We start from the raw sequence: 21,401 nt of genomic DNA on the forward strand, positions 1-21,401 counted from the left end.
GTAGGGGAGCATCAGGTTAATCGAGCTTATTCTCTTTCAGGAAACCTTCCCCACCCAACTGGCGCATCTGGCGCATGATCCACTGCTGTCGCTGTATGACATAGCCGGAAGGCGCATTGGCCTTGAAGCGATGTGGATTGGGCAACACCGCCGCCAGCAGTGCGGCCTCCGATGCAGTCAGACGCTTGGCCGGTTTATTGAAGTAGCGCCGTGACGCTTCCTCTACGCCGAATACGCCGTCGCCGAACTCCACGATATTCAGGTATACCGTCAGGATCCGACGCTTGGTCCACACCAGTTCGATGCCGGAGGTCAAACCGGCCTCTAACCCTTTGCGCAACCAACTGCGGCCGTCCCACAGGAACAGGTTCTTCGCGGTTTGCTGCGACAGCGTAGAAGCGCCACGAATGCGCGTGGGCCGACGTTCATTGTGGCTGAACGCCTTTTCTATCGCCGCCACGTCAAAACCCCAGTGATCCGGGAACTTCTGATCTTCCGCCGCCATCACCGCCAATGCCATCTGCGGGGAAATCTCGTCCATCGACACCCAGTCGGAGTGCGCCACATAGCCAAAATCGCCCCTCAGCCAGGCACCGATCTGCCGCTCGACCATCACCGCAGAAAAAGGCACCGGTAAAAAAGCAAATACCAGGATACCCAGCAGCCAGGCGCCAACCACTGCGATCAATCCGCGTTTCAGCCAAAACCATGGCCGGGATAGCATCGATTTGCCCACAGATTTTCTCATTCAGCCAAATCCAGCACCCGTGAAACCAGCTTATCAATCCCGCGGGCGGCCTCACCGATCGATTTCGCCAACATATAGGCCGGCGTGGTCACCACTTTGTTCTCAATATCCACCACGATATCGTCAACCGGGCAAATGACCGGCTCACCGCCCATGGCATCAATCACTTCACCGAGGTCAGGATCGTTGCCAATGGTCAGCCGCACTTGTTGATCCAGCAACTTTGGCAGCAGCGCCGGCGCGATGCACATAAAACCAATTGGTTTATTTGCCTTATGCATTTGTTGCGTTAGCTTCGCTAAATCTTTATCAATCCAGCATTCCGCCCCTTCGCTGGCAAAACTGCTGAGGTTCTTCGCAGCGCCAAACCCACCGGGGACAATCAGGGCGTCCAGTTGGTCGGCATCGGCCTGTGAAAGCGGCTGGATCTTGCCTCTGGCAATGCGCGCGGACTCCAGCAAAACATTGCGCGCCTCTGGCATTTCATCACCAGATAAGTGATTAATAACATGAAGTTGAGGTTTATCAGGCGCAAAGCACACCGCCTGTGCGCCTGCCCGGTCCAACGCCAGCAGCGTCAGGACGGCCTCATGGATCTCCGTACCGTCATAAACCCCGCAGCCACTCAGCACTACACCCACGTTTTTCATCACCCTTCCTCCTGTTGATACTGTCAACTGGTTAGTGCTCGGAGTAGTCAAACACTAATCTACATCACACATTTTAATGAATCTTCTAACAAGAGCGCTTACATTTGCTATGTTGTTGGCTGTATGATGTTTAGGAATTCTCTACAACCTGCTCGACCAGAACACTAAATCCAATACGCAGGTTCACAATTTCCCTGGTGTTGGCGCAATATTCGCGCACCCCGGCCTAGGTCGGGGTCATTTTTTTTCAGCTTCCGCTACCCACGCCCGCAGTACCTGCACGTCGTTACGCCATTCCTGCTTCAGCTCATCCACCCAGTCCTGCACGTTATCCCACCACGCCGGCAACGTCGGGGTTTGAATTTGCTGTGCCAGCTGTTGCAAATGACGCAGCCCCACCGAACCCGCTGCACCTTTAATTTTGTGCCCTTCTTCCGTGATGCCTTTCTGGTCACGCGCGGTCATATTGGAATCCAACACCGCCAGATAGCCCGGCATCATTTGCTCAAACATCTCCAGGCTCTGATGGATCAACTGCGGCCCCACCAGGTCCATGTACTGTTCCAGCATGGTGGTATCCAGTAAAGACTCATTAATCTGCATCGTCTTTTGCTCCATTTTCTTTGTGGTGTGAGAGGGTTGATGATCCCAGTAATGTTTAATCACCTTGGTCAGCGCCGGCACCGACAGCGGCTTGCTCAGCACGTCGTCCATCCCCGCGTCGAGATACTCTTTTTTGTCTTTCAGCACATTGGCAGTCAATGCAACCAGCGGCGGCAATGCCTGCCCGGCATAGCGCTCTCGCAGCAACCGGGCGATATCCAGCCCGGTCATGTCCGGCAATTGGATATCCAGCAACACCAGATCGAACTCGTCAGGATCAAACATCGCAAGCGCATCCTTGCCGTTCATCGCTACTTCGACGCTGTTGCCCAGCTTCTCCAGCACCGAACGCGCCACAATCACGTTCAGCTCGATATCTTCGACCAGCAGAATATGCAGCGCCGGTAATGGCAGGGCCTCCTCCGCCTGCGTTTCACTTTCCGCTTCCTTCACAGCCGGCGCCTGGATGGTCAAAGTGAAGCAAGAACCGTGCCCTTGCACGCTGTTGACTGTGATATCGCCGCCCATGCTCTGCGCCAAGCGCTTGGAAACCGCCAGCCCAATGCCGGTGCCGGTCGCCGGACGGCCGCCGTGCTGGTCCTTGACCTGATAATACATGGCGAAGATTTTGTCCTGCTCATCCTTCGGAATCCCCATGCCGGAGTCTTCCACCTCAAACACCAACCGATCCTGCTCTTCGCGGCGTACGCGGACCACGATTTGCCCCTGCGGCGTGAACTTCACCGCATTGCCGATCAGATTCCACAAGATCTGACGCAGGCGGGTACCATCGGTGATGATTTGCTGCGGCAGCGGTTGCTGCGGCTCCATCACAAACTGCAGGCCTTTCGGCTGAGCCAACAGGCCGGAGAGGTTTTCCAGGTCCGCCAGGAAGCCGGTGAAATCTACCGGTTGATTGTCGAGCTGCACTTTGCGCCGCTCAAGCTTGTCCATCTCGATAATGTCGTTGAAGATATTGCCCAGGGTAATGGCGCTGACATGGATGGTTTTGAGGTATTTCAGCTGTTCGTCGTTTAACTCGGTATCGAGCAGAATGCGGCTCAGCCCGACAATGCCGTTAAGCGGCGTACGAAGCTCGTGGCTGATCGTGGAGATGAAGGTGGTCTTGTCCCTGCTGGCGTTCTCCAGCGCGTCCTGATAGCGCTTACGCTCAGTTATATCGCGGCCAAAGCCCATCAGCCCATGCCGTTTGCCAACGCGATCGTAAAACGGCACTTTGCGCAGCTCAAAACAGGCCTTGCGCCCGTCCGGATAGACCAGCCACTGTTCGTAGGTCAGCGAAACGTTGTGGCGGAACACTTTCTCATCGGTTTCTATCACCTTTTCGGCGATTTCCTGCCCGTAAACGTCATACGGCGTCAGGCCAATCAGCTGTTTTTCGCTTTTGCCGGTCAGCAGCTCCATCGCCCGGTTACAGCCGGAGAATTCTTTGTCTTCGTTACGGTAATACACCAGATCCGGCGAGGCATCGAGGAAAGAACGCAACAGCGCCGACTGCTGGCCCAGTTCGATTTGCGCCAGTTCGCGCTGTTCCATTTCTTCCGTCAGCTTGTCCATCACCTGCTGGCGTTCTTCTTCCGCCTTGATACGATCGGCAATTTCCTGATTCAGCTGGCTGATGTTGTCCTTAAGCTGCTGGTTCAGCTCCAGATCGCGGTGGCGCATCTCTTCCAGCTTATCTACCAGCCGCGCCAGGCGCTGGCGTGATTCTTCAAGCTGTTCGACCACCACCGACAGAAAGTAGACTGCCCAAGGCGTAATCAACAGGCCGAAGAAGATTGAGCGCACCACGTCGATGCTTTCCACTTCGCCGCGCAGCAGCATGGTCACCGCCATCTGCACCACCATCGCCAGCACCACCAGCGCCGACGCCAGCAGCAGCGAAAAGCGTACCAGCCCCAGTTTTACCATTAAATCAACGTAGTACTGGGCTAACACCCGGATTTGCTTCATAGCCGCTCCCATCAGACAGAATCGTCTAAATCATACCGTAAAACACCGAGGAGATAAGGAAGCAAACGTCGAAGTGTGGGAAAGATTGCAAATCAAAACAGCGATCAAGGGCGATATTGCTGCTTTTCATCCAATCGGCTGCCCTGCCCGCCATGGCGTTGCAAATAGCCGCCGACCGCCTGCATGCCGTTCCAGCGATTTTCGCACCATAACGGTGCCAACAGCGTCGGCCGACGCGCGCTGGCGGAAATACGGTGATATACCACCTCCTTCGGCGTGTGGCGGATCATCTCTCCGGCGCTGGCGGCGTATGCCTCAAGCGACAGTTCAGGCAACCGACCCGCCTGCCAGGCCCGCGCCAGCGTGCTGCCGGTCACGATGTGCAGCGGATGCAACTTGATGCCATCCACGCCGCTGTCCACCACCCGTTGTAACGTGGTCAGATGTTCGGCGGCGCTTTCCCCCGGCAGCCCAACAATCAGATGGCTGCACACCTTCAGCCCGCGTTCGCGCGCCAGCCGGGCGGTGTGCTGATAACAGGAGAAATTGTGGCCGCGGTTAATGCGCTTTAGCGTTTTATCGTGCGCCGTCTGCAGCCCGAGTTCCAGCCACACTTCGTAGCCTTTTTCGCGGTAACTCGCCAGCAGATCCAGGGCGGCAGGTGGCACGCAGTCCGGCCGGGTTCCAACACAAATGCCGACCATATCCGCCTGTCCCAGCGCCTGGCGGTACATCTCCGCCAGCAGATTCACTTCTGCATAAGTACTGGTATAGGCCTGGAAATAGGCCAGGTAGCGTTTTGCGCGATTCACCCTGTCGGCCTGTAGCGCCAACTGTTCGGCGATGCTTTGATACTGCATCTGTTCATCGGCAAAAGAAGCGACATTGCAGAAGGTACAGCCACCACGCCCCAACGTGCCGTCGCGATTCGGGCAACTGAACCCGCCGTGCAGGGTGAGTTTATGGATCTTTTCGCCGTATCGCCGCTGAAGGTCGGCACCAAACATATTGACTAATTGCGGCAACTGCATAATCTTGGGGGTCTCTGTGCTCAAAGCCCGTGATGCTAATAAAAAACGGCTTTTCCCGCGATGACAGAGATCAACGCTTTCTCCGCAAGGCTTCACCAAGCATAACTATTCATTATAAATGCAAATAAAATCATCTTGGCCGAGATGAATTTTTCTTATTTCCACGCAACCGTTAACGCCAGTATGACAAAGCGATGAAAAATAGTTGTAAAAAACAAAAAAGAATAAATTATTAGAATAAAACTCTGACATTCCCACCCGCACTAGCATGGTGCAGAGATTCAGGCGTTGCACTATAGTGAGACAGCTCACATTTCTTCGGGGGATGACACTCCTCCATGCAAGCTTAAAAAACGCCAAAAAACAATTAATATCAAATAATTAAATACAGTTATTTCATTAAAAAACCCCCTTAGGCCTATATTTGACCTGCGTATTCTTTCTCGCTAAGTTGGAAGTCCGCTGGAAGCTTTCTGGACGGGCAAACGTCTCGTCATATTTATGCAGTAATTTAAGACTCCCTCTTAAAACAAGTCATTTACCACTTGTGAGCACCATCACGAGAGGCCATTGACGGAGGGCGGAAAAGCAGATCGGCGATATTCAGCTTGCTGATTGGACTTCTGCCTGACGTTGAGAAGCCCGCTCGTGAGTCGGTTGTGAGAGTCACGCAGAGCCTGGGGAGGTTCACTGATATGTTGTACGATAAATCCCAAGAGCGGGACAACTGTGGTTTCGGCCTGATCGCCCACATAGAAGGCGAACCTAGCCATAAGGTCGTGCGTACCGCGATTCACGCACTGGCCCGCATGCAGCACCGTGGCGCAATCCTTGCTGACGGCAAGACTGGCGACGGTTGCGGCCTGTTATTACAAAAGCCCGACCGCTTTTTCCGCATGGTGGCGGAAGAGCGCAGCTGGCGCTTAGCCAAGAACTACGCCGTTGGCATGATGTTCCTCAGCCAGAACGAAGAGGAAGCCCGTGCCAGCCGCCGCATTGTAGAAGAAGAGCTGCAGAACGAAACGCTGTCGGTTGTTGGCTGGCGTGAAGTGCCGACCAACCCGGACGTTTTGGGTGAAATTGCCCTCTCCTCCCTGCCGCGTATTGAACAGATTTTCGTTAACGCCCCGGCCGGTTGGCGCCCACGCGATATGGAACGCCGCCTGTTTATCGCGCGCCGCCGTATCGAGAAGCGCGTCCAGGACGACAGCTTCTATGTATGCAGCTTCTCGAATCTGGTGACGATCTATAAAGGCCTGTGCATGCCTGCGGATCTGCCCCGTTTCTATCTTGATTTGGCGGACCTGCGTCTGGAATCGGCCATCTGCCTGTTCCACCAGCGTTTTTCCACCAACACCGTACCACGCTGGCCGCTGGCGCAGCCGTTCCGCTACCTGGCGCACAACGGCGAAATCAACACCATCACCGGCAACCGCCAATGGGCGCGCGCCCGTACTTATAAATTCCAGACGCCGCTGATCCCGGATCTGCAAACGGCAGCGCCTTTCGTTAACGAAACCGGTTCCGACTCCAGCTCGCTGGATAACATGCTGGAGCTGTTGCTGGCAGGCGGTATGGACTTAATCCGCGCCATGCGCCTGCTGGTTCCGCCAGCCTGGCAGAACAACCCGGATATGGACACCGATCTGCGTGCCTTCTTCGACTTCAACTCGATGCACATGGAGCCGTGGGACGGCCCTGCCGGTATCGTGATGTCCGACGGCCGCTACGCCGCCTGTAACCTGGACCGTAACGGTCTGCGTCCGGCACGCTACGTCATCACCAAAGATAAGCTGATTACCTGTGCCTCTGAAGTCGGCATCTGGGATTACCAGCCGGATGAAGTGGTAGAGAAAGGCCGCGTGGGCCCTGGCGAGCTGATGGTGATCGATACCCGCAGCGGCAAGATCCTGCACTCTGCCGAAACCGATGACGATCTGAAAAGCCGCCACCCGTATAAAGAGTGGATGGAAAAGAACGTCAAGCGGCTGGTGCCGTTCGAAGACCTGCCGGCCGATCAGGTCGGCAGTCGTGAGCTTGACGACTCGCAGCTCGAGACTTACCAGAAACAGTTCGGCTACAGCAGTGAAGAACTGGATCAGGTGATCCGCGTGCTGGGGGAGATTGGCCAGGAAGCTACCGGCTCAATGGGTGACGATACCCCGTTTGCCGTGCTGTCCAGCCGTCCACGCATCATCTATGACTATTTCCGTCAGCAGTTCGCTCAGGTGACCAACCCGCCTATCGATCCGCTGCGCGAAGCGCACGTCATGTCGCTGGCCACCAGCATCGGCCGCGAAATGAACGTGTTTTGCGAGGCCGAAGGCCAGGCGCACCGTTTAAGCTTTAAATCGCCGATCCTGCTGTACTCCGATTTCAAACAGCTCACTACGCTGGAAGGCGAATACTATCGGGCCGACACGCTCGATCTGACCTTTGATCCAGCGGAGCAGGATCTGGAGCAGACCATCCGTTCGCTGTGCGACGAAGCGGAACGTAAAGTCCGCGACGGTGCCGTGCTGCTGGTGCTGTCAGACCGTGCCATCACCCCCCAACGTCTGCCGGTGCCTGCGCCAATGGCCGTTGGTGCGATCCAGACCCGTCTGGTCGAGAAAAGCCTGCGCTGCGATGCCAACATCATTGTTGAAACCGCCAGTGCCCGTGACCCGCACCATTTCGCCGTGCTGTTAGGCTTTGGCGCGACGGCGGTCTACCCCTACCTGGCTTACGAAACGCTGGCCAAATTGGTAGATACCCAGGCAATCGACAAGAAATACCGTGAAGTGATGCTGAACTACCGTAACGGCATCAATAAAGGCTTGTACAAGATCATGTCCAAAATGGGCATATCTACTATCGCCTCTTACCGCTGCGCTAAACTGTTCGAAGCCGTCGGCCTGCACCGCGATCTGTCCGATTTGTGTTTCCAGGGCGTGGTCAGCCGCATCGGCGGCGCCAGCTTCAGCGACATCCAACAGGATCTGCAGAACCTGTCCAAGCGTGCGTGGTTGAAACGTAAACCGCTGGAACAGGGCGGCCTGCTGAAGTTCGTCCACGACGGCGAGTACCATGCGTACAACCCTGACGTGGTGAGCACGTTGCAAACGGCAGTGCACAGCGGCAAATACAGCGACTATCAGGCTTACGCCAAGCTGGTGAACGAGCGCCCGGTGGCCATGCTGCGCGACCTGTTGGCCATCACGCCGAAGGGCACGCCAATTCCGGTTGATCAGGTTGAACCTGCTGAATCGCTGTTCAAACGTTTCGATACCGCAGCGATGTCCATCGGTGCCCTGAGCCCGGAAGCGCACGAGTCGTTGGCAATCGCCATGAACAGCCTTGGCGGTTTCTCCAACTCCGGCGAAGGCGGTGAAGATCCGGCCCGTTACGGCACCAACAAAGTGTCGCGCATCAAGCAGGTGGCATCCGGCCGTTTCGGCGTGACGCCGGCTTACCTGGTGAATGCCGATGTGATCCAAATTAAAGTGGCGCAAGGAGCCAAGCCGGGTGAAGGCGGCCAGTTGCCGGGGGATAAGGTTACCCCTTATATCGCCAAGCTGCGTTATTCGGTACCGGGCGTGACGCTGATCTCGCCACCACCGCACCACGACATCTACTCGATTGAAGATCTGGCACAGCTGATTTTCGACCTGAAACAGGTCAACCCGAAGGCCATGATCTCGGTGAAGCTGGTTTCCGAACCGGGCGTGGGCACCATCGCGACCGGCGTGGCGAAAGCCTATGCCGATCTGATCACCATCGCCGGCTACGACGGCGGTACCGGCGCCAGCCCGCTGTCTTCAGTGAAATACGCTGGCTGCCCGTGGGAATTGGGCCTGGTGGAAACCCAGCAAGCGTTGGTGGCCAACGGCCTGCGCCATAAAATTCGCCTGCAGGTGGATGGCGGCCTGAAAACCGGCGTGGATATCGTGAAAGCGGCAATTCTGGGTGCGGAAAGCTTCGGCTTCGGCACCGGTCCAATGGTGGCGCTGGGTTGTAAGTACTTGCGTATCTGTCACCTGAACAACTGCGCTACCGGCGTGGCAACTCAGGATGAAAAACTGCGCCGCGATCATTACCACGGCCTGCCGGAACGCGTGACCAACTACTTCCAGTTTATCGCGCGCGAAACCCGCGAGATCATGGCGCAGTTAGGGGTTAGCCAACTGGTGGATCTGATTGGTCGTACCGATTTCCTGACCGAACTGGACGGTATCTCCGCCAAGCAGAACAAGCTGGATCTGTCGCCGTTGCTGAAAACCGCCACGCCGCATCCGGGCAAGGCGCTGCATTGCACCGAAAGCAGCAACCCGCCGTTCGACCAAGGGTTGATGAACAAGGATCTGCTGGCACAGGCGGAACCGCATATTGAAGCGAAAAGCAGCAAAGCCTTCTACTTCGATATCCGCAACACCGACCGTTCAGTGGGCGCTACCCTGTCCGGAGCCATCGCTACCGTGCACGGTGACCAGGGCATGGCGGCCGATCCGATCAAGGCCTACTTCTCCGGTACCGCCGGCCAGAGCTTCGGCGTATGGAATGCGGGCGGCGTAGAACTGACCCTGACCGGCGACGCCAACGACTACGTTGGCAAAGGCATGGCAGGCGGCCGTATCGCCGTGCGTCCACCGATTGGCTCCGCGTTCCGCAGTCATGAAGCCAGCATTATCGGCAACACCTGCCTGTACGGCGCTACCGGCGGCAAGCTGTTCGCTGCGGGCCGTGCGGGGGAACGCTTCGCCGTACGTAACTCCGGTGCCATCACCGTGGTAGAAGGCATCGGCGACAACGGTTGTGAATACATGACCGGCGGCATCGTCTGCGTGCTGGGCAAAACCGGCATCAACTTTGGTGCGGGCATGACCGGCGGCTTCGCCTACGTGCTGGATGAAGACGGCGAGTTCCGTAAACGTGTGAACCCAGAACTGGTGGAAGTGTTGGATGTCGACCAACTGGCAATTCATGAAGAGCACCTGCGCGGATTGATTACCGAGCACGTGCAGGCGACCGGTTCTTCGCGTGCGGAAGAGATCCTGGCCAACTGGCCGGAATGGGCACCGAAGTTTGCTCTGGTCAAGCCGAAGTCCAGTGATGTCAAAGCATTGTTGGGTCACCGTAGTCGTTCCGCAGCCGAGCTGCGGGTTCAGGCGCAGTAAGAGGTCATTAAATGAGTCAGAATGTTTATCAATTTATCGACCTGCAGCGCGTTGATCCGCCAAAGAAACCGCTGAAGATCCGTAAAATTGAGTTTGTAGAGATTTACGAGCCGTTTTCGGAAACTCAGGCGAAAGCGCAGGCGGACCGCTGCCTGTCGTGCGGTAACCCTTATTGCGAATGGAAATGCCCGGTTCACAACTACATCCCGAATTGGCTGAAGCTGGCGAATGAAGGCCGCATCATGGAGGCGGCGGATCTGGCGCACCAGACCAACAGCCTGCCGGAAGTCTGCGGCCGCGTTTGCCCACAGGATCGCCTGTGTGAAGGCTCTTGTACTCTCAACGATGAGTTCGGTGCGGTGACCATCGGTAACATCGAGCGCTATATCAGCGACAAAGCGATCGAAATGGGCTGGAAGCCGGACATGTCCCATGTACTGCCTACCGGCAAACGGGTGGCGGTGATCGGTGCCGGTCCTGCCGGTCTGGCCTGTGCCGATGTGCTGACCCGCAACGGCGTGAAAGCGGTGGTTTACGATCGTCATCCCGAGATCGGTGGCCTGCTGACCTTCGGTATTCCGGCCTTCAAGCTGGAAAAAGAAGTGATGGTGAAGCGTCGTGGCATCTTCAGCGAGATGGGCATTGAATTCCAACTCAACACTGAAGTGGGCAAAGACATCGCCATGGAAACGCTGCTGAGTGAGTTTGACGCGGTGTTCCTCGGCGTCGGTACTTATCAGTCGATGCGTGGTGGTCTGGAGAATGAAGACGCGCCGGGCGTCTACGACGCACTGCCGTTCCTGATCGCCAACACCAAACAGCTGATGGGTTATCAAGCCGAGCAGCATGAGCCGTATGTCAGCATGGAAGGCAAACGCGTGGTGGTACTGGGCGGCGGTGATACCGCGATGGACTGCGTACGCACCTCTATCCGTCAGGGCGCCACCGAGGTTATCTGCGCCTACCGTCGTGATGAAGCCAACATGCCAGGCTCCAAGCGCGAAGTGAAAAACGCGCGTGAGGAAGGGGTTGATTTCAAATTCAACCTGCAGCCGCTGAGCATCGAACTGAACAGCGCCGGCCGCGTCGCCGGTGTGAAAATGGTTCGTACCCAGTTGGGCGCGCCAGACGCCAATGGTCGTCAGGTTGCAGAACAGGTACCAGGCTCCGAGCACGTTATCGATGCCGATGCCGTGGTCATGGCGTTTGGTTTCCGCCCGCACCAGATGGACTGGCTGGCTGCCCACGACGTCGAGCTCGACAAGCAAGGTCGTATCGTGGCACCGGAAAGCACCGATAACGCCTTCCAGACCAGCAACCCGAAAATCTTCGCCGGTGGCGATGTGGTACGCGGTTCTGACCTGGTGGTGACGGCGATTGCCGAAGGGCGTAAAGCCGCCGATGGCATCATGAGCTATCTGGAAGTGTAATTTTTCGCTGACTTCCCCCCAAGGGCCCGCAGCCAAAACTGCCGGGCCTTTGTTTTTTCACCGCAGCCCACACGCTTTGTAACACCCCCTTTTGCCCAACGCGCTATAGTATTGAGTTAGCATCACTCAGGGGCGCTGCTGCGTCTGATATCTTGATAAGGATAGCTAACCATGAAATTCTCCTTTGCCTTACTGACTGGCGCACTGCTGGTTGTCAGCTTCAATTCACTGGCCATGTCGCTCGACTCTCAGGAAGTGGGTTATAACATTGAGGCACGCGGTGCGGCGTCGGTGGTCGCACAACTGGCTAAAGCAGGCCAGCTTGCCGCGGTAGAAAAAAACATCAAACTGGGCGACGATAACTGGATCGCGCTGGCCCCTAAACTGGCCAATGGCGGTAACGCCTCATTTACCGCCGGCGTGAAGTCAGCCCTGTCTTCCGCGTTGGTCTATAACCCCGCGGCGGTGCTGCATGCCCTCGACAAAGGCAATAACTTACCGATCAACGATATCTGTACCGCGCCGCCGGAAGTGCAAGGTGATACCGCTATCACCACGTTCAAGCAGCGCGCCACCCATGCACTCACCACCGTCCGTATCGGCGATCTCAGTGCACCGCGTGACGCCTGTATCGCCTCATTGAAAAGCTAAGCCAAGCTGGATCGCAGGCAATAAAAAAGGTCGCCGAAGCGACCTTTGGTGTTCACTACCGCGAGGTTATTTCACCACGCGCAGTGCCGGGCGGCCACCACGTGGCGGCAGAGGCGGTTCATCGTCCGAATCGTTATCTTCACTCAGATCCGGCCGATCGCCATCAATCACCGACATCAGGCTTTCCGATGGGATCGTCTCATTGTCCAGGCCTTCAAACGCGCCTTCCGCTTCATAAGCGGCTTCCGGTTCGAACATGGTGCCTGCACCGTTCTCACGCGCATAGATCGCCAGCACGGCTGCCATTGGCACAGAAACCTGACGCGGCACACCGCCGAAACGTGCGTTGAAATGCACTTCGTCGTTGCCCAGTTCCAGATTGCCCACCGCACGCGGCGCAATGTTCAGAACAATCTGTCCATCGCGGGCGAATTCCATCGGCACTTGCACATCAGGACGCGTCACATCTACCACCAGATGCGGTGTTAGCTGATTGTCCAGCAACCAGTCATAGAACGCCCGTAGCAAATACGGACGGCGTGGTGTCATCTGAGACATATCCATGACGCTTAGCCCCGAGTCTGCAGGCGCATTTCGCGCTCGGCTTCGGTCAGGGAGGCCAGGAAGGCATCGCGTTCGAACACGCGGGTCATGTAGCCTTTCAGCTCTTTGGAGCCAGCACCGCTCAGCTCAATGCCTAACTGCGGTAAACGCCACAGCAGCGGCGCCAGGTAGCAATCCACCAGGCTGAACTCTTCGCTCATGAAATACGGCGTCTGACCAAAGATAGGGGCAATCGCCAGCAGCTCTTCGCGCAGTTGACGGCGAGCTGATTCAGCTTCCTGGCCGTTGCTCTGCTCGATTTTGTACATCAGCGAATACCAGTTTTTCTCGATACGCAGCATCATCAGGCGGCTCTCGCCGCGCGCGACCGGATAAACCGGCATCAACGGCGGGTGCGGGAAGCGTTCATCAAGGTATTCCATGATGATACGGGATTCATACAGGGTCAGTTCGCGATCGACCAGCGTAGGCACCGTCTGGTACGGGTTGAGGTCAATCAGATCCTGCGGCAGGTTATCCAACTCAACCTGCTCAATCTCGACGCTGACACCTTTCTCCGCCAGTACGATACGTACTTGATGGCTAAAAATGTCGGTCGGGCCAGAGAACAGCGTCATTACCGAACGTTTGTTGGCAGCGACAGCCATGAAAACCTCCAAGTTATCTAGAAAATACTGCGAATAGCCCACTGACAGGCTGCTATCCTGAATGATCTTGACCGCAGGCCAGCAACTCGCAGCTAAACCTTAGGTCTTAAAAACCGGCCTCGGAGGTAAACTGATAACTGCTGCATGGCGAACAGGCGCAAAAGTGGATGATAGTTTACCAGATTTTGCTTGTTTTGTGGGGGCTGTGCGGCGAATTCGTATTGAATTGTCTGATATACCAAAGATTTTAGTAGCAGCGACGTGATTTTCAGGCATAAAAAAACCCGGTGAAGCACCGGGTTTTTTGCGTAAATTCCACTGCCGAAGCAGTAAAAAATTAACGCTTGGAGAACTGCGGACGGCGACGTGCTTTACGCAGACCGACTTTCTTACGTTCAACCTGACGGGCGTCACGAGTGACGAAGCCAGCTTTACGCAATTCTGCACGCAGAGTCTCGTCGTACTCCATCAGTGCACGGGTGATACCGTGACGGATAGCACCAGCTTGACCAGAGATACCACCACCTTTAACGGTGATGTACAGGTCAAATTTACCAACCATGTCAGTCAGTTCCAGCGGTTGACGAACTACCATGCGGGCAGTTTCGCGACCGAAGTACTGTTCCAGGCTGCGCTGGTTAATTACGATGTTACCACTGCCCGGCTTGATGAAAACGCGAGCGGCGGAGCTTTTGCGGCGACCAGTGCCGTAGTATTGATTTTCAGCCATTGCCTATAATCCCGATTAGATGTCAAGAACTTGCGGTTGCTGTGCCGCATGAGTGTGCTCGTTGCCCGCGTAAACTTTCAGTTTACGGAACATTGCACGACCCAACGGACCCTTTGGCAGCATGCCTTTAACCGCGATTTCAATCACGCGCTCAGGACGGCGGGCAATCATCTCTTCAAAGGTCGCTTGCTTGATACCACCGATGTGGCCGGTGTGGTGGTAATACACCTTGTCTGTACGCTTGTTGCCGGTTACAGCAACTTTTTCTGCGTTCAGAACGATGATGTAGTCACCGGTATCAACGTGCGGGGTGTATTCCGCTTTATGCTTGCCGCGCAGACGACGAGCCAGTTCAGTAGCGAGACGGCCTAAAGTTTTACCATCTGCATCAACAACGTACCAGTCGCGTTGAACGCTCTCTGGTTTAGCTGTAAAAGTTTTCATTAGAAAGCTTACCCAATAATTAGTTACACGTTGGTGAACACCCAAACGCTCGAAAACAGTTGAGGCTCACACGACCATACAAGTCCAGCAAACCTACCCCTTCGAATAGCCATTGCCGGCACTATAAAGTTTTTGGGAAAAAAAACTTTGTTGTAACGTGGGGTCGCAAGATTATAGAGAAGTCGCTCACAAAGATCGAACGCTTTTTGAATGGAAACGCAATTAATCGCCAGCAGCGGAAAATCGGGGACACCGGCGGTGGCGCCCCCGGGCAATCAAGGCAGATGCGGCAACTTCAGATACTCTTCACTCTGCATCTCCTGCAGACGTGACAGGCAACGCTGGTACTCGAACTTCAACCGCTCGCCCTGGTAAATCTCGAACATCGAGGCTTCGGCAGCGATCACCAACTTGACGTGGCGCTCGTAAAATTCATCCACCAACGCCAGGAAGCGGCGTGCGGTATTTTCCTTCAACGGCCCCATCACGCGCACATTATACAGGATAACGCTGTGGTAGAGGCGCGATAAGGCGATGTAATCGAGCTGGCTGCGTGCTTCCTCGCACAAGGTATGAAAATCAACGGCCAGCACGCCGTCTACCGCGTGGATAACCTGCAGCGGCCGGTGATTGATCTGCAATACCGGTGCCGCCTCGCCTTTCTTGCCGGCCAGTTTCACGAACATCTGATCCATGGTCTGCCGGGTTTGTTCATCCAGCGGCGTCAGATACAGGTGCGCCTGAGTCAGGGTGCGCAGACGATAATCAATGCCGGCATCAACGTTCATCACATCGCAATATTCGTTAATCAGGTCGATCGCCGGCAGGAAGCGCGCGCGCTGCAGACCGTTGCGATACAGATCGTCCGGCGGAATATTGGAGGTGGCGACCAGCGTGATGCCACGGGCAAACAGCGCCTGCAACAGCGTCGCCAGCAGCATGGCGTCGGTGATATCGGAAACAAAGAACTCGTCGAAACACAGCACGTCGGTTTGCGCCTTGAAACCATCAGCGATGATTTCCAGCGGATTTTCCTGCCCCTGCAATTCGGTCAGCTCTTCGTGCACCCGCAGCATGAAGCGGTGGAAATGCAGCCGTAGCTTGCGGTCACCCGGCAGGCTGTGGAAAAACATATCCATCAGCCAGGTTTTGCCACGCCCGACCCCGCCCCACATATATAAGCCCTGCACCGGCCGCTGTTTTGCCGTTTCGCTGCTTTTGCCCAGCAAACGGCTCAGCTTGCCGCGCAGACCGCCGGCAGGTGCACTGACGGCCGGTATTTGCTGCAAGGCCTGATAGATATGATCCAGTTGAGTGACGGCCTGGCGTTGAACCTCATCGGCCTGGTATTCCCCCGCAGCAAGCAGCCGCTGGTAGCGTGATAACGGTGATTGTGCCTGCATCTGTTCGATGTTCCCTAAGAACGCTTAGAAATTATTTAGCCCATTTTCGCGACATATTACGGCTGGTTAGCCCTCATATCGCCACAAATGCCCACTCTGAGCGGCGCTGAAAACCCTGTAAAAATCAGGTCAAAGCTCATCAGGATTCCACTCGGACAAGGTTAACGGTTATAGTGGATATTATTAAGTGAAAAATCCCTGCGGAACAACGAAGTCAAAATAGGAGTCATCATGACCTGGGAGTATGCGCTGATTGGTTTGGTGGTCGGTATCGTCATTGGTGCGGTAGCGATGCGTTTTGGTAACCGTAAATTACGTCAACAACAAGTTTTGCAGAACGAGTTGGATAAGAGCAAAACCGAGCTGGAAGAGTATCGTCAGGAGTTGGTCGGTCATTTTGCCCGCAGCGCCGAGCTGCTGGACAACATGGCACGCGATTATCGCCAGCTGTATCAGCATATGGCGAAAAGCTCAAACAACCTGCTGCCGGATCTGCCGATGCAGGAAAATCCGTTCCGCTATCGCCTGACCGAAGCCGAAGCGGATAACGACCAGGCGCCGGTAGAAATGCCGCGCGACTACTCCGAAGGCGCATCAGGCCTGCTACGTGGCGAACGTCCACGCCGCGACTAAACGCCGTTCTTCGCCCGTGGGCCAGTCCCACGGGTTTTTGATCCTCCTCATACTTCTTCCCCCACGCTGAGCTATCCTTAACGCAGACGTTTGAGTGAACTTTTCACGCAAATTCACGGTCTTACCCTTCACTATGGTATTGCTGCTGCTTTATCATCACTATTCCACCGGCAGGTATTGAGAGAGCTATTATCAATGAAGAAAAAGTCGTTAATTCTTAGTGCATTGGCAATGAGTATTGGCCTCACACTGACCTCCGTACCGGCTGCCACCGCCGCGATGCCCGTCGCCGTTCAAGGGCAACCGCTGCCAAGCCTGGCGCCGATGCTGGAGAAGGTCTTGCCCGCAGTGGTCAGCGTGCATGTTGAAGGAACCCAGGTACAACGCCAGCAAGTTCCGGAGGAGTTCAGACGCTTCTTTGGCCCTGGTGGCCCTGGGCAACAGCAAAGCTCACGCCCGTTTGAAGGCTTGGGTTCCGGCGTCATCATCGACGCCGCCAAGGGCTATGTGCTGACCAACAACCACGTGATCAACAACGCCGATAAAATCAGCGTACAGTTGAACGATGGCCGTGAAGTGGACGCCAAGCTGGTAGGCCGTGACGAACAGTCCGATATCGCCCTGCTTCAGCTCAACGACGTGAAAAACCTGACCGCTATAAAAATGGCGGACTCCGATAAACTGCGGGTCGGTGATTTCGCCGTGGCCGTCGGCAACCCGTTTGGCCTGGGCCAAACCGCCACTTCCGGCATTATTTCCGCGTTGGGCCGCAGTGGCCTGAACCTGGAAGGGTTGGAAAACTTTATTCAGACCGATGCGTCCATCAACCGCGGCAACTCCGGTGGCGCGCTGGTTAACCTTAACGGTGAGCTGATCGGCATCAACACCGCCATTTTGGCGCCAAGCGGCGGCAACGTGGGGATCGGTTTTGCCATTCCGAGCAACATGGCGCAGAACCTCAGCCAGCAGTTGATCGAGTTTGGCGAAGTGAAACGCGGGCTACTGGGCATTAAAGGCAGTGAAATGACCGCCGATATGGCCAAGGCCTTTAATACCGACGCGCAACGCGGGGCGTTCGTCAGCGAAGTGCTGCCGAAATCCGCCGCTGCCAAGGCGGGCATCAAGGCTGGCGATATCCTGGTTTCGGTGGACGGCAAGCCTGTCAGCAGTTTCGCCGAGCTGCGCGCCAAGGTTGGCACCACTGCGCCGGGCAAAACCATCAAGGTTGGTCTGCTGCGCGACGGCAAACCGCAGGAAGTTTCCGTTACGCTGGATAACAGCGAAAGCGCCTCAACCAATGCCGAAACGCTTTCCCCAGCTCTGCAGGGGGTTTCACTCAGCAACGGGGCGATCCCAAGCGGTGAAAAAGGCGTGAAGATCGATAAAGTGGACAAAGGCTCTGCGGCGGCACAAATCGGGCTGCAGAAAGACGATGTGATCATCGGCGTCAACCGCCAGCGTATTGAGAACATCACTGCACTGCGCAAAGTGCTGGAAGCCAAACCACCGGTCATGGCGCTGAATATCGTGCGCGGCGGCGAAACCATTTATCTGCTGTTGCGCTGATCGTATATTTGTTTAAAAACCGGGCGCGGTGACATACTGCGCTCGGTATTCTCATGTTATCCTCCCGGTATCTTTCACCTCACGTACTAAAACTCCATGTTTGCTAAGCTTTTGCGCTCTGTCGTTATTGGTCTAATCGTTGCTGGCCTACTGCTGGTTGCGTTGCCTGTGCTACGTTCTTCCAATGCCTTGTTCGCAGACAAACATGACAATACCCGTGATGAAACGCCCGTCAGTTACAATAAGGCGGTGCGTCGTGCCGCGCCTGCCGTAGTCAATATCTACAACCGCAACATGAACGGCACCGCCAACGTGCTGTCGCTGGGTTCTGGCGTGATCATGAATGAACGCGGCTATATCCTGACCAATCGACACGTGATCAAGGATGCGCAACAAATTACCGTGGTCGTCCAGGACGGCCGCCGCTATGAGGCGCTGTTGGTCGGCTCCGACAGCCTGACCGATCTGGCAGTGCTGAAAATAGATCAGGGCAACCTGCCGGTGATCCCAATTAATAACGCGCGCACCGCGCACGTAGGTGACGTCGTGCTGGCGATTGGCAACCCTTATAACCTCGGCCAGACCGTGACTCAGGGGATCCTCAGCGCCACCGGCCGTATCAGTATGAGCACCACCGGGCGTCAGACCTTCCTGCAGACCGATGCCTCAATTAACCGCGGCAACTCCGGCGGCGCGTTGGTCAACTCCCTGGGCGAATTAATCGGTATCAATACCCTGACCTACGATAAAATCACCGACGGTGAAACGCCGGAAGGCCTGGGTTTCGCCATTCCTATCGAGCTGGCCACCAAGATTATGGACAAACTGATCCGCGACGGCCGCGTCATTCGGGGTTATTTCGGCATTCAGGGCAAAGAGATTATTCCGTTGCGCTCGTCCAATTCCGGCATCGATCGCCTGCAGGGCATTATCGTGACTGAAATTACTCAGGGCGGGCCGGCAGGCAACGCCGGTTTCCATATTAACGATGTGATCATCAACGTGGACAACAAGCCTGCGGTATCGGTGCTGGAAACCATGGACCAGGTAGCAGAAATCCGACCGGGTACAGAAATCCCGGTGGTGGTCCTGCGCGAAGGCAAACGCATCACGCTGAAGATGACGGTGGGCGAATTCCCGGAAGATAACAATTAAAAAGGCCCGGCAATGCCGAGCCCTCAATACTAATGCCGTTCACTTAAGGTGTTTTTTAGGCCAGTTCAATGTTCTTTTCGGTCGATAAACGGGCAAAGCTCCATGAGGTTCTGAAGCTCCGACCGAGCAAGGGTCCGTAGGCGCGGCCCCTTGCAACCCGCGCCTTTGCCCTATCAGACGGTTGGCTGCGCCAACGACTCTCACTTCATCACGCCGCATCACTGCCGGCTACGACAGGCGTCCCTGCCTGTCTCGCCTGAAACCGCCGTCCATGGCGGTTTCGCCTATGCGCCGCTCCTGCGTTCGACGTCTTCAAGGGCACCCAACAACGTGCTCATCTCACCATTTTCACCGTCTTTCATCACTCAACGTCAAACTCAGGGGATAAGTTGCCCGGTGGCTGCTGATGCGGGTGTTGACCTTGGCGCGCATCACCCTCTGCCGAGCAAGGCGGCGTTGTCAGGGGCAACCGGCCAGGGAAGGCCGGTTGAGGCGAGACTAACAGGGAGGTTTGTCGTAGCCGACCCGCCCGACAACGCGGGTGCAGCGAGGGTATCCGCATAGCGGACAGAGGGTGTTAAGCGAGGGCGCGGGTGGAGGGGCCGCGCCTACGGCCCCTCCAATTGCCGTTCATTGCGGTGGCAGAGAAATGCGGGATATTGACGGCAATTCTGCCTGCACTGAGCCTTCAGGGACCGAATAAAAAATGCCCGTCAGACAAATTACTCGCCTTTCACACGCTCGATATTAGCACCCAGCGCGCGCAGCTTGTCTTCGATACGCTCATAACCACGGTCGATGTGATAGATACGATCGACGACGGTCACACCATCGGCGATGCAACCGGCCAATACCAGGCTGGCTGAAGCACGCAGATCGGTCGCCATCACCTGAGCCCCTGACAGTTGCTCAACGCCGTGGCAAATCACGGTGTTGCTCTCGATCTCAGCGTGTGCACCCATACGGATCAGCTCAGGCACATGCATGAAGCGGTTTTCAAAGATGGTTTCGGTGATCACACCGGTGCCTTCCGCAACCAGGTTCAGCAGGCTGAACTGAGCCTGCATATCGGTCGGGAACCCCGGGTGTGGCGCAGTACGCACGGTCACCGCTTTAGGGCGTTTGCCATGCATATCCAGACTGATCCAGTCTTCGCCCACTTCGATATCCGCACCGGCTTCGCGCAGCTTGGCCAACACAGCATCCAGCGTATCAGGACGGGTATCACGGCACATCACCTTGCCACCGGAAACGGCTGCAGCGATCAGGAAGGTACCGGTCTCGATGCGATCCGGCAGAACGCGATAAACACCGCCGCCCAGACGCTCAACCCCTTCGATAGTAATGCGGTCACTGCCGGCACCGGTGATTTTTGCGCCGAGCGTGTTGAGGAAGTTGGCCGTATCGACAATTTCCGGTTCACGCGCAGCATTCTCAATCACGGTGGTACCGGTCGCCAGGGTGGCAGCACTCATGATGGTCACGGTAGCGCCAACGCTGACCTTGTCCATAACGATGTGTGCGCCCTTCAGGCGGCCATCGACGGAAGCTTTAACATAGCCTTCTTCCAGTTTGATCTCTGCACCGAGCTGTTCCAGACCGGTAATATGCAGATCGACCGGACGCGCACCGATGGCGCAGCCGCCCGGCAGAGAAACCTGACCACGGCCGAAACGGGCAACCAACGGCCCCAACGCCCAGATAGAGGCGCGCATGGTTTTCACCAGATCGTAGGGTGCACAGAATTCGTTCACGCCGCTGGCGTCAACGAATACGGAACCGTTGCGTTCAATCTTGGTGCCTAATTGGCTGAGTAGCTTAATGGTGGTGTCGATGTCCTTCAGCTTCGGGACATTCTGCAACTCGACCGGCTCTTCCGCTAACAATGCGGCGAACAGGATCGGCAGGGCGGCGTTTTTAGCCCCGGAAATAGCCACTTCACCGCTGAGGCGGGTCCGGCCCTGCACACGAAATTTATCCATTTGACTACTCTCTGTTATCTAAACTGACGCTGCC

Annotated in this window: 16 protein-coding genes; 6 read left to right on the top strand and 10 right to left on the bottom strand. The window is 56.1% G+C overall.

Going from position 1 to position 21,401, the window contains the following annotated elements; genetic code table 11:
- Positions 1–16: 16 nt before the first annotated feature.
- The 4 genes from mtgA to M495_RS21440 form a co-directional block, all read right to left on the bottom strand.
- A complete protein-coding gene (mtgA, locus tag M495_RS21425; protein WP_020831828.1) occupies positions 17–748 on the bottom strand; it encodes a monofunctional biosynthetic peptidoglycan transglycosylase in 732 nt (243 codons plus the stop codon).
- Positions 745–1,398 (bottom strand): isoprenoid biosynthesis glyoxalase ElbB, encoded by a 654-nt coding sequence (elbB, locus tag M495_RS21430; protein WP_020831829.1) that lies wholly within the window; start codon positions 1,396–1,398, stop codon positions 745–747. The genes mtgA and elbB overlap by 4 nt, the downstream gene beginning before the upstream one ends.
- Before the next feature lie 237 nt (positions 1,399–1,635).
- On the bottom strand, positions 1,636–3,975 hold the full coding sequence (gene arcB, locus M495_RS21435) for an aerobic respiration two-component sensor histidine kinase ArcB (protein ID WP_020831830.1): 2,340 nt from the start codon (positions 3,973–3,975) through the stop codon (positions 1,636–1,638).
- Between the two features lie 104 nt (positions 3,976–4,079).
- Positions 4,080–5,006 carry a TIGR01212 family radical SAM protein gene (locus M495_RS21440; RefSeq protein ID WP_020831831.1) on the bottom strand — a complete coding sequence of 309 codons (927 nt, stop codon included), beginning with the start codon at positions 5,004–5,006 and terminating at the stop codon, positions 4,080–4,082.
- A gap of 695 nt (positions 5,007–5,701) precedes the next feature.
- On the opposite strand from M495_RS21440, the gene gltB reads away from it, so the two are divergent.
- The 3 genes from gltB (at position 5,702) to M495_RS21455 (ending at position 12,243) form a co-directional block, all read left to right on the top strand.
- Complete coding sequence (gltB, locus tag M495_RS21445) at positions 5,702–10,162, top strand: glutamate synthase large subunit (RefSeq protein WP_020831832.1); 4,461 nt, start codon at positions 5,702–5,704, stop codon at positions 10,160–10,162.
- A gap of 11 nt (positions 10,163–10,173) precedes the next feature.
- Positions 10,174–11,592 (top strand): glutamate synthase small subunit, encoded by a 1,419-nt coding sequence (locus tag M495_RS21450; RefSeq protein WP_020831833.1) that lies wholly within the window; start codon positions 10,174–10,176, stop codon positions 11,590–11,592.
- 171 nt (positions 11,593–11,763) lie between these two features.
- Complete coding sequence (locus M495_RS21455; RefSeq protein WP_020831834.1) at positions 11,764–12,243, top strand: hypothetical protein; 480 nt, start codon at positions 11,764–11,766, stop codon at positions 12,241–12,243.
- A 66-nt stretch (positions 12,244–12,309) separates the two neighbouring features.
- On the opposite strand, the gene sspB is transcribed toward M495_RS21455, so the two are convergent.
- The 5 genes from sspB to zapE all read right to left on the bottom strand — a co-directional run bounded on the left by sspB (position 12,310) and on the right by zapE (position 16,031).
- Positions 12,310–12,807 (bottom strand): ClpXP protease specificity-enhancing factor, encoded by a 498-nt coding sequence (gene sspB, locus M495_RS21460; RefSeq protein ID WP_041415002.1) that lies wholly within the window; start codon positions 12,805–12,807, stop codon positions 12,310–12,312.
- 5 nt (positions 12,808–12,812) lie between these two features.
- Positions 12,813–13,454, bottom strand: a complete 642-nt coding sequence (sspA, locus tag M495_RS21465) for a stringent starvation protein SspA (RefSeq protein ID WP_012147043.1) — start codon at positions 13,452–13,454, stop codon at positions 12,813–12,815.
- A gap of 337 nt (positions 13,455–13,791) precedes the next feature.
- Positions 13,792–14,184 carry a 30S ribosomal protein S9 gene (rpsI, locus tag M495_RS21470; protein WP_020831838.1) on the bottom strand — a complete coding sequence of 131 codons (393 nt, stop codon included), beginning with the start codon at positions 14,182–14,184 and terminating at the stop codon, positions 13,792–13,794.
- Positions 14,185–14,199: 15 nt separating this feature from the next.
- Positions 14,200–14,628, bottom strand: coding sequence for a 50S ribosomal protein L13 (gene rplM / locus M495_RS21475; protein WP_020831840.1), 429 nt, complete (start codon positions 14,626–14,628; stop codon positions 14,200–14,202).
- 275 nt (positions 14,629–14,903) lie between these two features.
- The gene (gene zapE / locus M495_RS21480; protein ID WP_020831842.1) at positions 14,904–16,031 is read right to left on the bottom strand and encodes a cell division protein ZapE; all 1,128 of its coding nucleotides are present in this window, start codon (positions 16,029–16,031) and stop codon (positions 14,904–14,906) included.
- A gap of 231 nt (positions 16,032–16,262) precedes the next feature.
- Here zapE and zapG point away from each other — a divergent pair, with 231 nt between their 5' ends.
- From zapG to degS, 3 genes are all read left to right on the top strand, one after another.
- The gene (gene zapG / locus M495_RS21485) at positions 16,263–16,664 is read left to right on the top strand and encodes a Z-ring associated protein ZapG (RefSeq protein ID WP_020831844.1); all 402 of its coding nucleotides are present in this window, start codon (positions 16,263–16,265) and stop codon (positions 16,662–16,664) included.
- 195 nt (positions 16,665–16,859) lie between these two features.
- Entirely contained in the window at positions 16,860–18,230 is a 1,371-nt protein-coding gene (degQ, locus tag M495_RS21490; protein ID WP_041415005.1) for a serine endoprotease DegQ, read from the top strand.
- A gap of 96 nt (positions 18,231–18,326) precedes the next feature.
- Positions 18,327–19,385 (top strand): outer membrane-stress sensor serine endopeptidase DegS, encoded by a 1,059-nt coding sequence (gene degS, locus M495_RS21495; RefSeq protein WP_020831847.1) that lies wholly within the window; start codon positions 18,327–18,329, stop codon positions 19,383–19,385.
- Positions 19,386–20,107: 722 nt separating this feature from the next.
- Here the strand turns inward: degS and murA are convergent.
- Positions 20,108–21,367, bottom strand: coding sequence for a UDP-N-acetylglucosamine 1-carboxyvinyltransferase (gene murA / locus M495_RS21500; RefSeq protein ID WP_020831849.1), 1,260 nt, complete (start codon positions 21,365–21,367; stop codon positions 20,108–20,110).
- Between the last annotated feature and the right edge of the window lie 34 nt (positions 21,368–21,401).

This window comes from Serratia liquefaciens ATCC 27592 (assembly GCF_000422085.1).
GTDB classification, from domain to species: Bacteria; Pseudomonadota; Gammaproteobacteria; order Enterobacterales; family Enterobacteriaceae; genus Serratia; species Serratia liquefaciens.